This is a genomic window from Pseudomonas sp. V88_4 (genome assembly GCF_029967985.1).
Classification (GTDB): domain Bacteria; phylum Pseudomonadota; class Gammaproteobacteria; order Pseudomonadales; family Pseudomonadaceae; genus Aquipseudomonas; species Aquipseudomonas glycinae.
In genome coordinates, this window is sequence record NZ_JASCAF010000047.1 from 202,533 (window position 1) to 217,960 (window position 15,428).

General features: G+C 60.9%; 14 protein-coding genes. 9 read left to right on the top strand and 5 right to left on the bottom strand.

Annotation, left to right across the window (positions count from 1 at the left end):
- Positions 1–46 precede the first annotated feature (46 nt).
- Positions 47–487, top strand: coding sequence for a peptidoglycan-binding protein LysM (lysM, locus tag QLG12_RS26465; RefSeq protein WP_039764611.1), 441 nt, complete (start codon positions 47–49; stop codon positions 485–487).
- A gap of 42 nt (positions 488–529) precedes the next feature.
- On the opposite strand, the gene yrfG is transcribed toward lysM, so the two are convergent.
- Positions 530–1,192, bottom strand: coding sequence for a GMP/IMP nucleotidase (gene yrfG, locus QLG12_RS26470; RefSeq protein ID WP_197869410.1), 663 nt, complete (start codon positions 1,190–1,192; stop codon positions 530–532).
- Between the two features lie 88 nt (positions 1,193–1,280).
- Between yrfG and nudE the strand changes: the two genes are divergently transcribed.
- Both nudE and cysQ read left to right on the top strand, forming a co-directional pair.
- Positions 1,281–1,847 carry an ADP compounds hydrolase NudE gene (gene nudE / locus QLG12_RS26475; RefSeq protein ID WP_064382762.1) on the top strand — a complete coding sequence of 189 codons (567 nt, stop codon included), beginning with the start codon at positions 1,281–1,283 and terminating at the stop codon, positions 1,845–1,847.
- 5 nt (positions 1,848–1,852) lie between these two features.
- The gene (gene cysQ, locus QLG12_RS26480; protein ID WP_197869414.1) at positions 1,853–2,686 is read left to right on the top strand and encodes a 3'(2'),5'-bisphosphate nucleotidase CysQ; all 834 of its coding nucleotides are present in this window, start codon (positions 1,853–1,855) and stop codon (positions 2,684–2,686) included.
- Between the two features lie 13 nt (positions 2,687–2,699).
- Here the strand turns inward: cysQ and QLG12_RS26485 are convergent, their stop codons facing one another.
- From QLG12_RS26485 to rfbC, 4 genes are all read right to left on the bottom strand, one after another.
- Positions 2,700–3,155 (bottom strand): YiiD C-terminal domain-containing protein, encoded by a 456-nt coding sequence (locus QLG12_RS26485; RefSeq protein WP_197869409.1) that lies wholly within the window; start codon positions 3,153–3,155, stop codon positions 2,700–2,702.
- Between the two features lie 40 nt (positions 3,156–3,195).
- Positions 3,196–4,584: a sigma-54 dependent transcriptional regulator gene (locus QLG12_RS26490; protein ID WP_197869408.1), complete on the bottom strand. Its 1,389-nt coding sequence runs from the start codon at positions 4,582–4,584 to the stop codon at positions 3,196–3,198.
- Positions 4,581–6,389, bottom strand: coding sequence for an ATP-binding protein (locus QLG12_RS26495; protein ID WP_197869407.1), 1,809 nt, complete (start codon positions 6,387–6,389; stop codon positions 4,581–4,583). Before QLG12_RS26495 ends, QLG12_RS26490 begins: the two co-directional genes overlap by 4 nt.
- 106 nt (positions 6,390–6,495) lie before the next feature.
- A complete protein-coding gene (gene rfbC, locus QLG12_RS26500) occupies positions 6,496–7,041 on the bottom strand; it encodes a dTDP-4-dehydrorhamnose 3,5-epimerase (protein ID WP_197869406.1) in 546 nt (181 codons plus the stop codon).
- A 178-nt stretch (positions 7,042–7,219) separates the two neighbouring features.
- Between rfbC and QLG12_RS26505 the strand changes: the two genes are divergently transcribed.
- The 6 genes from QLG12_RS26505 (at position 7,220) to QLG12_RS26530 (ending at position 15,353) form a co-directional block, all read left to right on the top strand.
- Positions 7,220–10,132, top strand: coding sequence for an aminotransferase (locus QLG12_RS26505; RefSeq protein ID WP_282475502.1), 2,913 nt, complete (start codon positions 7,220–7,222; stop codon positions 10,130–10,132).
- 179 nt (positions 10,133–10,311) lie between these two features.
- The gene (gene aguA / locus QLG12_RS26510; RefSeq protein WP_064382768.1) at positions 10,312–11,418 is read left to right on the top strand and encodes an agmatine deiminase; all 1,107 of its coding nucleotides are present in this window, start codon (positions 10,312–10,314) and stop codon (positions 11,416–11,418) included.
- Between the two features lie 245 nt (positions 11,419–11,663).
- Positions 11,664–11,876: a hypothetical protein gene (locus tag QLG12_RS26515; RefSeq protein WP_064382769.1), complete on the top strand. Its 213-nt coding sequence runs from the start codon at positions 11,664–11,666 to the stop codon at positions 11,874–11,876.
- A 243-nt stretch (positions 11,877–12,119) separates the two neighbouring features.
- Positions 12,120–12,788, top strand: coding sequence for a DsbA family protein (locus QLG12_RS26520; RefSeq protein WP_282475503.1), 669 nt, complete (start codon positions 12,120–12,122; stop codon positions 12,786–12,788).
- A gap of 299 nt (positions 12,789–13,087) precedes the next feature.
- The gene (locus QLG12_RS26525; RefSeq protein ID WP_197869402.1) at positions 13,088–14,374 is read left to right on the top strand and encodes an OprD family porin; all 1,287 of its coding nucleotides are present in this window, start codon (positions 13,088–13,090) and stop codon (positions 14,372–14,374) included.
- Between the two features lie 232 nt (positions 14,375–14,606).
- The gene (locus QLG12_RS26530) at positions 14,607–15,353 is read left to right on the top strand and encodes a 2OG-Fe dioxygenase family protein (RefSeq protein ID WP_011331995.1); all 747 of its coding nucleotides are present in this window, start codon (positions 14,607–14,609) and stop codon (positions 15,351–15,353) included.
- The last annotated feature ends 75 nt before the right edge of the window (positions 15,354–15,428 follow it).

A 15,428-nucleotide genomic window follows, 5' to 3' on the forward strand; every position in this document is an offset into this window, starting at 1 on the left:
TGGTCTAGGCTTGGGCGTCTGGAACTTTAATCAAGGAGTGTGCGCGATGAGTCTTTTGAGCTTTGTGAAAGAGGCCGGTGAGAAGTTGCTCGACCTGTTGACCCCCGGCAATGCCAATGCCAGCGAGCAATTGAAGGAACATATCAGCAAGGTCGGGTTGGGTAACCCCAATGTCCAGGCGACCGTGGACGGTGACAAGGTGACGGTTACCGGTGAGGTGGCGAGCCAGGAAGAAAAAGAGAAGATTCTGCTGGCGGTGGGCAACATTGCCGGCGTCGGCAGCGTCGACGATCAGATCACCGTGACCGGTCCGGTTGTGGCGGCGGCGCGTTTTGTGGTCGTGAAGAAGGGCGACACCCTCAGCGCGATTTCCCTGGCGGTGTATGGCAACGCCAACCAGTACAACAAGATTTTCGAGGCCAACAAGCCACTGCTTTCACACCCGGACAAGATCTATCCGGGGCAGACGCTGCGTATTCCCGAGTAACAACACGCCTGCGGGAGCAGCCTTTGGCGGCTCCCGCAGTCTTCAGAGTCCTGCTATCAAATCCCGATAATCCTCGACCGCTGCAAACTCCCCGGTGTCCTTCGGCCCTTTGCGGCTGTCCGGTTCCCTGACGGCCAACAGATGCGCCACGCCGAAATTTCGGGCACTGCGCAGGATCGGCAAGGTGTCGTCGATGAACAGGCTGCGCGCCGGGTCGAAGTCGATGTCGGCCTGCAACGCCTCCCAGAATTGCGGGTTCTCCTTGGGATAACCGTAATCGTGGGAACTGATCAGTCGCTCGAAGTACGGCGCCAGTTCGATGCGTTCGAGTTTCAGCGACAGGGAATCGCGGTGGGCGTTGGTGATCATCACCACCCGTTTGCCGGCGCGTTTGATCGCCCCCAGAAAAGTGTCGGCGTCCGGGCGCAAGGCGATCAGGTGGGCGGTTTCCAGTTTCAACTCACGCACCGACAGCTTCAGTTCCGCGCTCCAGAAGTCCAGGCAGTACCACTGCAACTGACCGGCATGGCGCTCGAACAACGGCTGCAGTTCCATTTCCGCCATCGCCCGGCTCACGCCGTGCAGTTCGGCGTAGCGCTGCGGCAGGTGTTCCAGCCAGAAGTGGTTGTCAAAATGCAGGTCGAGCAACGTGCCGTCCATGTCCAGCAGAACGGTATCGATGTCGGACCACGGTAATGAAGGCATGGCAACGTCTCGAACGGTAGAAAGATATCCGACGCAAACAATCGGAAAAGCCGCGTTATAGTAGCGCGTTCACGCCAAGGAGCTTTGCATGCGCCAGAAACCCACCGTACTTGCCCGCGAGATCGTCGCCACCAGCCGGCTGTTCTGCGTCGAAGAGCTGAAGCTGCGTTTCTCCAACGGCGTGGAACGTACCTACGAGCGACTGGTCGGCAAGGGCGCCGGCTATGGCGCGGTGATGATCGTGGCGATGCTCGATGCCGAGCACGCGGTGCTGGTCGAGGAATACTGCGGCGGCACCGACGAATATGAACTGTCGCTGCCCAAAGGCCTGATCGAACCCGGCGAAGACGTGCTGGCTGCCGCCGAACGCGAGCTCAAGGAAGAAGCCGGTTATGGCGCGCGACAACTGGAGCATCTGACCGAGCTGTCGTTGTCCCCCGGTTACATGAGCCAGAAGATCCAGGTGGTGCTGGCCACCGATTTGTACGAAGAACGCCTCGAAGGCGATGAGCCCGAGCCGATGCGTGTGGACAAGGTCAATCTGCGGGAGCTGTCGGCACTGGCGCAGAATCCGAACTTCAGTGAGGGACGCGCCCTGGCGGCGTTGTACCTGACCCGCGATTTGCTGACCCAGCGCGGATTTTTCCAGTCATGAGTGAGATGCCGATGAATTTTCCCCATCCGTTGATGGCGCCGGTGGTTGAGCTGGCATTGCGGGCCGGTGAGGCGATCCTGCCGTTCTGGCGTGCCGATGTGGCCGTCACCGCCAAGTCCGATGATTCGCCGGTGACGGCGGCGGACATGGCCGCGCATCACGTGATCGTGGCCGGCCTGACAGCGCTGGATCCGAGCATTCCGGTGCTGTCCGAAGAGGACGCCAATATTCCGCAAAGCGTGCGCGCCGGCTGGCAGCGCTGGTGGCTGGTGGATCCGCTGGATGGCACCAAGGAGTTCATCAGCGGCAGCGAAGAATTCACCGTCAATATCGCGTTGATCGAGAATGGCCGGGTGGTGTTCGGTGTGGTGTCGATGCCGACCAACGGACGGTTCTACGTTGGCGGCGCGGGACTCGGTGCCTGGCGCGGCGACACGGGCGGTTCGCCGGTAGCGATTCAGGTGCGTGATGTACCGGGTCCTGGCGAAGCGTTCACGGTGGTTGCCAGCCGCCGCCATTCGAGCCCGGAGCAGGAACGCTTGCTGTCCGGTCTGAGCGCCAGCCTTGGGGAGTTGCAACTGGCCAATATCGGCAGTTCGCTGAAGTTCTGTCTGCTGGCCGAAGGTGCTGCCGACTGTTACCCGCGTCTGGCGCCGACTTCGCAGTGGGACACCGCAGCCGCGCAGGGCGTTCTGGAAGGGGCGGGTGGCGAGGTGCTGGACCTGAGTGGCGAAGCGTTCTGTTACCCACCACGGGAGTCGTTGTTGAACGGTTTCTTCCTGGCGTTGCCGGCGAAAGCCGCATGGCGGACGAAGCTGCTCGAACTCGCCCGCTCGTAAGCGCGTTTTGTCTTCAGCGGTGCAGGACGTACTGCCCGCTGAACGTCACCGCATCTTCATTGCTTCCTGTATTGACGACTCGCGTATGCAGCGTCAGTCGCGCCCGTCCGTAGCGTTGATACATCGCCAGAAATTTCTTCCACACCGCCGCGCTCGGTGACGGGCAGATCGCAATGGCATCGCCGGTGACCGGCAGTGGATAACTGATCTGTCCTTCCTGAATCACGATGTGCCCGTCTTCGATGCCTTCTTCTTTCAAACGCAAATGCAGCCAGCCCCAACCCGCCAGCACCGCGCCGCAGTACAGGCTGCCGCCGAACATGGTGCTCTTGTGGTTGACGTTGGCGTCCAGCGGCAGGTGCAGACGCAATTGCTGCTCGTGCCAGTCGAGCACCTTGAGGCCCATGTCCCGTGTCAGCGGGATGTCGTGGTGAAGGACGGATTCCAGATAACGACTGTCGTGCTTCATGCCCGAACCTCTTGCGGCAGAAAGGTGTATTGAGTGAAGTTCATTCGGATTCGTCTGACTGGCCGCCGCTGCCGGCGAAATTCAGCCCGTGCTTGCGCAATTTGTCGTGCAGGGTCTTGCGCGGAATGCCCAGGGCTTCGGCGAGACTGCGCACGGAACTGTGAGAGCGGGCCAGTTCGGCGGCGATCAGGGATTTCTCGAAGTTTTCCACTTGTTCGCTGAGCCCTCCTGCAGTGATCTCGACGGTGGTGCCGGAGCTGCCATCGGGCTGTGTGTTGTCCAGCGCCAGCTCCAGACCGAGGGCAAAACGCTCCGCCGCGTTCTGCAATTCCCGCACATTGCCCGGCCATGAATGGCGCAACAGCAACGCCCGTTGTGCCGGTTGCAGTTCGTGAGGTGGCAGTCCGTGGCGGGCGCTGGCTTCGTCGGCGTAATGCTGGAACAACATCAACGCGTCTTCGCCCCGTTCGCGCAGTGGCGGAATGCGCAGCGGTGCCACGTTGAGGCGGTAATACAGGTCGGCACGGAAACGTCCCTGATCGGCAGCCTGGCGCAGGTCTTCCTTGGTGGCGGCGATGACGCGGATGTCCAGCGGGATCAACTGATTGCCGCCCAGTCGTTCGACCACGCGCTCCTGCAGCATGCGCAGCAGTTTGACCTGCACGTCCATGCTCATGCTCTCGATTTCGTCGAGGAACAGCGTGCCGCCATTGGCGAATTCGAACTTGCCGATCCGGCGCTTTTGCGCGCCGGTGAAGGCGCCGGGCTCATGGCCGAACAATTCGCTTTCGACCACCGATTCGGCCAGCGCGCCGGCGTTGATCGCCACGAACGGGCCGTTACGCCGACTCGACAGATCATGCAGGGCGCGGGCGACGACTTCTTTACCCGCGCCGGTTTCGCCGAGGATCAAGACATCGGCCTTGGTCGCCGCCAGTGCGCCGATCTGCTCGCGCAGGCGCAACATCGGCGCGGATTGACCGACCAGACGCGCGCTCAACTCGTTGCGATCGCTCAGGGCCATGCGCAGGCTGCGGTTGTCCAGCACCAGACGCCGCAGGGCCAGGGCGCGGCGCACGCTGTCGAGCAGGGCGTCGCTGGCGAAGGGTTTTTCCAGAAAGTCATAGGCACCGGCGCGCATGGCCTGCACGGCCAGTGGCACGTCGCCGTGGCCGGTGATCAGCAGCACCGGCAGTTCCGGATCCTGAGCGTGCAGTTCGCTCAACAGCTCCAGGCCATCCATGCCGGGCATGCGGATGTCGCTGACCACGACGCCCGGCCAGTCTCGCTCCAGTTGCGCGGCCAGGCCCTTGGCCTCGGACAGCGGAAGAATTTTCAGGCCGGCCAGATCCAGGGTCTGGCCGAGGGCCTGACGCAGGTGCGGATCGTCGTCGATCAGCACCACCTGGATGCGGTTGTCGATGGTCATGCGCTTCGATCCTCGGACGGTTGCAGGCTGACCCCGGGCGCGCCGGCGCGCAGCCGCAGGGTGATCAGGGCGCCACCTTGCTTGTGGTTGGCGAACGACAGTTCACCACCGAAGGCGCGCATCAGGGTTTCGCAAATGGCCAACCCCAGACCCAGGCCCTGAGTGCGGGTCTTGGTCGTGTAAAACGGTTCGCTGGCACGGCCCAGTGCTTCCATGCAGAAGCCCGGGCCATTGTCGCGAATGTACAGGTTGACGCCTTCGTCGGTGGATTCGGCACTCAGCCACAATTTACGCGGCGGGCCTTTTTCGGTCAGGGCGTCGAGGGCGTTGGCCAGCAGGTTGCCCAGCACCTGACGCAGACGGGTTTCCCCGGCCTCGACCCACAGGGTGGCGGCCGGCAGGTCGCGGATCAGTTCGACGTCCATGCTGCGGCGACGTTTGGCCAGCAACGCCAGGGCGTCGTCCAGCGCCGGTTGCAGGGCGACGCTTTCCGGGGCGTGGCGATCTCTGCGGGCGAAGGCGCGCAGGTGAGCGATGATCGAAGCCATGCGCCCGGTCAGCTCGCTGATCAGCTTGAGGTTACCTCGGGCATCTTCGGTGCGCTCGTGGTCGAGCAGCACTTCGGCGTTCTCGGCGTAGCTGCGGATCGCCGCCAGCGGCTGGTTGAGTTCGTGGCTGATGCTCGCTGACATGGTCCCCAGCGCCGAGAGTTTGCCGGCCTGTACCAGATCGTCCTGGGCCCGCACCAGTTCCTGCTGGGCCTGTTCGCGTTCAAGCACTTCCTGTTTCAGTCGGCGGTTGAGGCCTTCGAGATCACTGGTGCGCTCGGCAACCCGGCCTTCGAGTTCCCGCCGGGCCTTGGCTTCAAAGGCGATCCGTTCCAGGTAATGACGACGACGCTGCATCATCAGGCCCAGCAACAGCATCACCACCAGCAAGGTGGCGCCGCCGATTGCCACTACCGTGCGCACCGGTCGGTCGATCAACGTGCGCGGGGCGAGGATGCTGACGCTCCAGCCGGTTTCCGCGATCTCCTGTGTCTGCGGCAGCCACGCGGTCGGGCTCAGGTTCAGGGGGCGCGGCTCGCGGGTCGGGTAGGGCTGGATCGCGGTGATCGCCGCGCGTTCGGCCTCACTGAGGGTGCGGGTCGCGCGAAAGCGCCATTCCGGGCGCGAGGTGAGGATGACGACACCGTTGTGGTCGGTCACCAGCAGTTGTTCCGGGGTTTTGCCCCACAGGCTTTCGGTATGGTCGAGGTCAACCTTGATCACCAGCACGCCGATGATTTTTTCGCCGTTACGCACCGCCGCCGCAAAGAAATAACCGCGCTTGGCCGAAGTGGTGCCGAGGCCGAAGAAGCGTCCAAGGCGTCCGGCCATGGCCTCGCTGAAATACGGACGGAAAGCGAAATTGCGTCCGACGAAGCTGTCATGTTTGTCCCAGTTCGACGCCGCCAGGGTCTGTCCGCTGGTGTCCATCAGGTACATGACTTCGGCGCCGGTCTGCGCGGCAATGTTTTTCAACAGGCGGTTGGCGTTGCCCTGGGTCACGCCGTCGTCCGGCGCCCCGAGCACCGCGCGCAGGGCCGGCAGGTCGCCGAGGATTTGCGGCAGCACTTCATAGCGATGCAGCGTGCCCAGCAGGTTGGCGACGTAGAGGTCGAGGGTCTGACGGTTCTGGCCGGCCAGTTCGCTGCGGTAATAGCGCTCGGCCAGATGTTCCAGCGGCCACAGCAGCGGTGCCAGGCACAGGGCCAGCAGGGCGAGACTGCGCCAGCGGGGGCGGCGGGGTAGGGTCGGAGTCATGAGCATCGAGCGCCTGTGAGTACAGGCGCATTATGCCTAGGCTTGCCGGCGCAGTCTGCGCACCCGTGGCCGGGTCTGCAGCGGCGCTGAAGATTCACACAGGACTTCAGGAAAAGACGTCGGCGTCCTTGAGGAAGGCGGCTGCCTGATCCTTGGCCGACAGTTTTGGCGCTTCGTCCAGCTGCCAGTCGATGCCCAGATCCGGGTCGTCCCAACGAATGCTGCGCTCGGAAGACGGGTTGTAGTAGTCGGTGGTCTTGTAGAGGAATTCGGCGAACTCGCTCAGCACTACGAAACCGTGGGCGAAACCTTCCGGCACCCATAGTTGGCGATGGTTGTCGGCGGACAGACGCACGGCCACCCACTTGCCGAAATGCGGCGAGCTGCGACGGATATCCACGGCGACATCGAGGACTTCGCCGACGGTGACGCGGACCAGTTTGCCCTGGGTGTTTTCCAGTTGGTAATGCAGCCCGCGCAGAACGCCTTTCTGCGAGCGCGAATGGTTGTCCTGCACAAAATGCGTTTCGAGGCCGGTCGCGTCCTGAAAGGCCTTCGCATTGAAGCTTTCGTAAAAGAACCCGCGTTCGTCACCAAATACCTTGGGTTCGATGATCAAGACACCAGGCAGGTCGGTGTTGATTACATTCATGTAGATTTTCCAGTGGCAGGTGTGAATGGCCGACATTCTTGCGCAAAGCTTCGACAGGTGCGAGGGGCGCTTGCAAATCCGCCGGTCTCGCAGCGTGTCGGGGATGGATGGTCGGGGGTTGCTTATCGCCCGAAGCAATGGCGATATAGGCGCCTAATAAAATTTCAGGGGTCGTTCCATGTCGTTCGCCACGTTGATTCATCGCGCCAGTTTGCCCAGCCCGCAGGTTTCGGTGGAGCAGGCCCGGCATCTGCTGGTGCAGCATTACGGCTTGAACGGCACGTTGCAGGCCCTGGGCAGTCAGCAGGACCTCAATTACCGGATCGACAGCGAGCGTGGTCGGTTCGTGTTGAAGATCTGCCGGGGCGACTATGCGCTGGTTGAACTGCAAGCCCAGCATGCGGGCCTGAAATACCTGGCCGAGAAGGGTGGCGTTAAGGTTCCTCGGGTGATGGCGGCCACTAACGGCGCTGACCTGCTGACCCTGGACGTCGGTGGAGAATCGGTGCATGTGCGACTGCTCGATTACATCGACGGACAACCCCTGACGGCCCTCGATCACCTTGGCCACGAAGTCGTCGCCGGTTTTGGCCGGCTCTGCGGCGAGATGGATCTGGCCCTCGTCGGTTTCGACCATCCGGGGCTCGAACGCACGTTGCAATGGGACGCGCGCCACGCCAGCGCACTGATCGAGCACCTGCTGCCGGTGATCGAAGACGAACGCCAGCGCACGCTGATCGCCGAGGTTGCCGAGCAGGCCAGACTTCGTTTGCAGCCGCTGGTGGAAAAGCTACCGGTGCAGGCAATCCACATGGACATCACCGACGACAACGTGGTCTGGCAGCGTGACGCCCGGCGGCACTGGCAGTTGCAGGGCGTCATCGATTTCGGCGATCTGGTGCGCACCTGGCGCATCACCGATCTGTCGGTCACCTGTGCCGCGCTGCTGCATCACGCCGCCGGCGATCCGTTCGTGATCCTGCCGGCCGTGCAGGCCTATCACGCGGTCAATCCGCTGCAACACGAAGAACTGCTGGCGCTGTGGCCGCTGATCGTGGCGCGCGCGGCGGTGCTGGTGCTCAGTGGCGAGCAACAGGTCAGCATCGATCCGGGCAATACCTACAGCCGCGACAACCTGACCCACGAATGGGAGATCTTCCGGGTCGCCACCTCGGTGCCGCTGGCATTGATGGAGGCGGCGATTCTCACGGCGGTCGGCCAGACATTGCCGGACATCGACAGTGAAGGCTTTGCGCCGTTGCTGCCCGGCCTGGTCGGGCGCGAATTCGCGTTGATCGATCTGGGGGTGTTGAGCGCACACTTCGAGGCGGGCAACTGGGAGCAGCCAGGCATTGATCAGCGTCTGTTGAGCGAAGCCGCCGCCATCCATGGTCTGGCGGCCAGTCGATACGGGCAATACCGGTTGTCGCGTACCCGGCCTGACAGCGCCGATGAGCCAGAGACGTTCCCGCTGCACGTCGAATTGCATGTGCCGAAAGGTTCGGCGGTGGAAGCGCCGTTTGCTGGCGTACTGCACCTGTCGGCCGACGGCGCGCTGCGACTCGACGGCCCGCAACTGAGCCTGCGTTTGTGGGGTGTGAATCCCTCGCTGCACGGCGGCGCAGCGCTGGTCAAAGGCCAGGTGCTCGGTTCGGTGGACGGTCCGTTGATCGTGCAATTGATTCGCGGCGCACAGCTTGAAGCGCCGCTGTTCTGCACGCCGAGCCGTGCGGCGGCATGGCAGGCCTTGTCCCCATCACCGGCCGCACTGCTGGGCCTGGCCTGCGACGCCGAACCCGAGTTGGACGCAGCTACCCTGCTGGCGCGCCGTGACGCCAGTTTCGCCCGCACCCAGAAGCACTATTACGTCGACCCGCCGCGTATCGAGCGCGGTTGGCGCAATCACCTGATTGACATGCAGGGCCGTTCCTACCTCGACATGCTCAATAACGTCGCGGTGCTTGGCCACGGTCACCCGCGCATGGCAGCGGTGGCGAGCCGACAGTGGTCGCTGCTCAATACCAACTCGCGGTTCAACTATGCAGCAGTCGCCGAGTTTTCCGAACGCTTGCTGAAGCTGGCGCCGGAGGGCATGGATCGGGTGTTCCTGGTCAACAGCGGCAGCGAGGCCAATGACCTGGCGATTCGCCTGGCATGGGCCGCCAGCGGTGGGCGCGACATGATCAGCGTGCTGGAGGCCTATCACGGCTGGACGGTCGGCGCGGACGCGGTCTCGACCTCGATTGCCGATAACCCGCAGGCCCTGAGCAGTCGCCCGGACTGGGTGCACGCGGTGACGGCTCCCAACACCTATCGCGGCGAATTTCGCGGCGCGGATTCGGCCCCGGATTACGTGCGCAGCGTCGAGCAACATCTGGCGAAGCTTGATGAGCAGAAACGCCAACTGGCGGGGTTTATCTGCGAGCCGGTCTACGGCAACGCGGGCGGGATCTCACTGCCGCCGGGTTACCTGAAAAAAGTCTATGAAATGGTGCGTGCCCGTGGCGGCGTGTGCATCGCCGATGAGGTGCAGGTCGGTTACGGGCGCATGGGCCACTTCTTCTGGGGCTTTGAAGAGCAAGGCGTGGTGCCGGACATCATCACCATGGCCAAAGGCATGGGCAACGGCCAGCCGCTGGGCGCGGTGATCACCCGCCGGGAAATCGCCGAAGCGCTGGAAGCCGAGGGCTATTTCTTCTCGTCCGCCGGCGGCAGTCCGGTGAGCTGCCAGATCGGCATGGCGGTGCTCGATGTCATGGAAGAAGAAAAGCTCTGGGAAAACGCCCAGGTGGTCGGCGCCCACTTCAAGGCCCGGCTGGACGCGCTGATCGATCAATATCCGTTGGTCGGCGCGGTGCACGGTTCCGGGTTCTATCTGGGGGTCGAGCTGATCCGCAATCGGGCAACGCTGGAGCCGGCAACCGCGGAAACCACGCTGTTGTGTGATCGCCTGCGAGAGCTGGGGATTTTCATGCAGCCGACCGGCGATTACCTGAACGTCCTGAAGATCAAACCGCCGATGGTCACCTCGCGGCAGAGCGTGGATTTCTTCGTCGATATGCTGGCGAAGGTGTTGGAAGAAGGGCTTTAAAGCGATCCGCAACTGACAAATACCGATTTGTATCGGTATTTGTCCGGATAAATTGGGATTGTTTTTTCTTTATGGCTTCTAAAGCCGATATTTATCGTTTATAAAGTCGCCATAGTCCGTCGTCCAACCCTGTACGGCGCGTTGAACAACCTCGACGGTTCCCTGGAGTCCTGATCGACATGACCACATTGAAAAGCACACCACGCGCCGATGGCTTCTACATGCCGGCCGAATGGGCACCGCAAACCCAGATCTGGATGATCTGGCCCGAGCGTCCGGACAACTGGCGTCTGGGCGGCAAACCGGCGCAGGCCGCTCACGCCGCTGTGGCCAAGGCCATCGCGCGTTTCGAACCGGTGACCGTGGCGGTGTCCGCCGGCCAATACGAAAACGCCCGTGCTCGTCTCGACGTGCCGAATATCCGCGTGGTCGAGATGTCCAGCGATGACGCCTGGGTTCGCGATAGCGGCCCGACGTTTGTGATCAACAACAGCGGCGAAGTGCGCGGTGTGAACTGGGATTTCAACGCCTGGGGCGGTTTTGATGGCGGCCTGTATTCGCCGTGGAACCGTGATTCCCAGGTCGGTGGCAAGATCCTCGAGATCGAGCGCAGCCCGCGCTACCGCACCGAAGGCTTTGTGCTCGAAGGCGGCTCGATTCACGTCGACGGCGAAGGCACCCTGATTACCACCGAAGAATGCCTGCTCAACCGCAATCGCAACCCGCACCTGGGCCGCGAAGAAATCGAAGCGGTACTTAGCGAAAACCTGTCGGTGGACAAGATCATCTGGCTGCCGGACGGCCTGTTCAACGACGAAACCGACGGCCATGTGGATAACTTCTGCTGCTACGTGCGTCCGGGCGAAGTGCTGCTGGCCTGGACTGACGATCCGCAGGATCCGAACTACCCGCGCTGCCAGGCCGCGATGAAAGTGCTGGAAAGCAGCACTGACGCCAAGGGCCGCCCGTTCACGGTGCACAAGATGCCGATTCCGGGGCCGCTGTTTGCCACCGAAGAAGAATGCGCGGGCGTAGACCCGGTGGACGGCACCCAGGAGCGAAACCCGAGCGTGCGCCTGGCCGGTTCCTACGTGAACTTCCTGATCGTCAACGGCGGCATCATCGCGCCAAGCTTCGACGACCCGATGGACGCCCCGGCCCGCGAAATCCTGCAGAACCTGTTCCCGCAACACGAAGTGGTGATGGTGCCGGGTCGCGAACTGTTACTGGGGGGCGGCAATATTCACTGCCTTACCCAACAGCAACCCGCGCCGCACAAAGAGTGAGTGCGGATGTAACAGCTTGAGTTGATTGAAAAAACGACCGGGCAGTCATCTGTTGCCCTCGTATGAAGAGAAACCCGCAGCCCGTCAGGACTGCGGGTTTCTTTATATCCGCCTGTCGACAGTTTCCAGACATTGGCATAGCTCTTGTATCGCTCATGACGCACTAGGGAGGGGGGAGAACTTCAACAGTTCTGTCATAAACCTTGGATAACGTAGCCGCTCATGAACGGGGAGAGAGCGCTGAAATGAACGCCGAAGTGAACGTAATCAGCGAGCGGACGATGCATCCCATGGCTGTAAATAGTGAGTCGCTCCAGATTGTCGCGCACTGGTTGAAGTCCAATGGAACGCGTCAGATCAGGGAACCTGATCCGCGCCGGATGATGATCGAGCGTTACCCCGCTGGCCTGTTCAGCGAGGCCGAACTGGAAGCGCTCTGGGATGTGTTGGAAGGATAAGAAGAACAGACAGGGATTGTAAAAAGCGCTGCCCGGATGGCAGCGCTTTTTTTATGGGCGCGATATCAGAAGCTGTAGGTGCCAATGCCCACCAGGTTGTCTGCCTGATCTGGAAGTGGCGGCTGCCGGTCCCGATTTGACCGATTGCCGAAACACACTGAAAGCCATTCCGGCGTTTTTCCGCAACGACCGAGGGACTAATGTGCCGACATCATTCCCCCACCTTCCAGCCGGAGCATTTCGATGACCCTTCACTACATTTACGACCCGTTGTGCGGCTGGTGCTATGGCGCCAAACCACTGGTGCAGGCCGCGCAACAAGTGCTGCCGGTGATCGCCCACGCCGGCGGCATGATGACCGGTGCCAACCGCCAGAGCGTTTCGCCGCAACTGCGCAATTACGTAATGCCCCATGATCGCCGCATTGCCGAATACACCGGTCAGCCGTTTGGCGAAGCCTATTTCGAAGGCCTGTTGCGCGACCATACGGCGGTGTTTGATTCGGCACCGCCGATTGCCGCTGTGATGGCGGCGCAAAAAATCGACGGCCGTGGCCTGGAACTGCTAGGGCGTTTGCAGACGGCGCACTACGTCGAGGGGCGTCGAATTGCAGACCAAAGCGTGCTGTTGGAATTTGCCGTGGAGCAGGGCTACGACGCCGATACATTCTTGAATGCACTGCAATCAGTCGACACTCTGCAACATATAAAGAGCAGCCGCGCCTTATTGGCGAAACTCGGTGGCCAAGGTTTTCCGACCTTTGCGCTGGAGCAGGATGGTCAGTTCACCTTGGTGGATATCGGCCCTTGGCTCGGCAAACCAGAAGCCTTCGCCCAATGGTTGAGCGGGTCGTTTACGTCTGTGCCAGGGACTGAAACCCTGCCGGTCTGTGAACTCGGTAGTTGCGCGTAATCCGGCATCAAAATCCCTGATTGCGGGCAATTCCGTGCACGAACCCATCGCAAAATTTACTTTTTTTAGACGTTTTTCGCCTATTTAAAGACGATTCTTGAAATTGACACATTGTTGAGGGCGCGGCTACGATTCGGCCCAACGCCTGTGGCTAACCGCCATGACTCAAAATCAGGAGCAGGCCCGCCATGACATTGTCTTGAGCGGGTCTTTTTGTTTCGGGGTGAATAAAAGAGTGCAATAAGCGCCGTTTCAGCCGTTCGACACAGCGCGTTTCAACCCGTAATAAGGAAAACAAAATGTTGAACAAGCGAATCAGTTTGATCGCACTGGGGATGTTGAGTGCCACTTCGGCCATGGCTAACGACCAGGCCGAGTCCAAGGGTTTTGTAGAAGACAGCAGCCTCAAAGTGCTGCTGCGCAATGCCTACATCAATCGTGACTACAAAGATGGCAACCAGGACAAAGCCGAATGGGGCCAAGCGGCCATCGGTACGTTCTCGTCCGGTTTCACTCAAGGCACCGTCGGTGTCGGTGTGGATGCCTTCGGTCTGTACGCTCTGCGTCTGGACGGCGGCAAGGGCCGCAGCGGTGCCGGTGGTATCGACTTCTTCAAACAGGGTGACAGCGGCAACGCGGCTGACGACCTGTCGAAGGGTGGTGCGGCGGTCAAATTCCGTATCTCCAACACCGTACTGACTTACGGCGACCAGATGCCGGCCCTGCCGGTGCTGAGCTACGACAACGTGCGTCTGCTGCCGGAAAGCTACACCGGTACCTTGATCACTTCCAAAGAGATCAAAGGCCTGCAACTGGATGCCGGTCGTTTTACTGCCGAATCGCGCAAGAGCGCTGAAGGTCGTGACAGCGGTGGTCTGAAGTCGATCAACGTGTTGGGCGGTAGCTACCAGTTCACCGAACAGTTCAAGGCTGCGCTGTACGCTTCCGACGTCGAAGACGTGCTGAAAAAACAGTACGTGAACGCCAACTACGTGTTCCCGATTGACAAGGATCAGTCCCTGACCCTGGACTTCAACGGTTACCGCACCAAGCTGGACAACTCCTACGTCCGCGAAAACGGTGTGACCGGCGATGACAACAAGATCTGGAGCCTGGCAGCGACCTTCGCCACCGGCCCGCACTCGTTTACCGTGGCGCACCAGCGCTCCACCGGCGACAGCAACCTGGGTTACGCCTACGGCGGTTACCAGAAAGGTCAGGGGCGCGTGGGTGACGGTGGCAACACCATCTACCTGGCCAACTCCTACTGGTCCGACTTCAACGCTGAAGACGAGCGCAGCTGGCAGTTGGGCTACGGCCTGGACTTCAGCGCATTCGGCGTACCGGGTCTGAGCTACAACTTCGCGTACGTGCGTGGCGACAACATCACCACGTCCACCAGCGAAGGCGGCACCGAGCGCGAGATCTTCAACCAGTTCAAGTACGTCGTGCAAAGTGGCCCGGCCAAAGACCTGAGCATCAAGCTGCGCAGCTCGATCCTGCGTGTTTCGCAGAAATCCAGCGAGTACAACGTCAGCGGCAACGAACTGCGTGTGTTCGTGGACTACCCGATCAACATCTTCTGATAATCGGTTGACCCGCCAAACGCGTCAGAAAAACCCCGACTGGTTCGGGGTTTTTTTTTGACGTTTTTCGCGAAAACAGCATAAAAACCCGTGTTTTTGTCATTTGAAATGCACTTTCAAGCCGTTTCAAATCGCGTTTCAAACAGGGCTTTAAATGCCTGAAATTCTTTCTCATGGACGCAAATTCTCCACCTAATAGATTAGGCCGCTCAATGCAGCGGAGAATTTGGTAATGATCGTTTTAACCAGAGAAGTGGGCGAATCGCTACGGCGCGACAAGTACGCCAATGTGCAGGGTGCTGACTTCAATCTCTACGGTCATTTCGCCGACTTCGTCAGACTGACCAAAAGTTGGGAAAACATGGAGCCTGACAGTTACTACGGTCAGGCCGAAGCCGGCATGCGTTACCGTCGTTACAGCGACTTTGAATACAACCCCAAGACTCGCGAACTCAAGCAACTGGAACATCGCGCGTACGTACAGTCCAAGGCCAACAACAGCTATGTGGGCGGCGTGGTGCGGCACTTCCAGGACTTCTCGGACGAAGTCATCAGCTCGCCGGTGATGCGCAGCCTGATCGACACCGATTTCGAAGTGTACAAAAGCGTGTTGCCGGAAGAGCTGCACGATGAAATCTGGCAGTGCCAGATCCATCAGATCCGTATCGAGATCAAACCCGGCAAACAACTGGAAATCACTCCGGAAGGGATTCACTGCGACGGTTATCCGTTCAGCGGTGTGCACTTCTGGGGCCGCAACAATGTCGAGGGTGCCGAGAGTCGTCTGTACGACATTCACGAGCAGCAACTGGCGTCGACCACCTACCAGGAAATCCTCGACACCACCTACTTCCTCGACCGTGACATGCGTCACTACGTGACACCGGCACGCAACACTCACTCTCACGCCATGGCGTACCGGCAGATCCTGGCGATTTCCTTCTCGCGGCCCGGGACCGCTTTCGACATTGTTCGCTAATCAGATCACCCCAATCGACGGCGTCGAGTGCTCGACGCCGGTGGTGCTGCGGCGCGCGACGGCCAAGGACGCGCA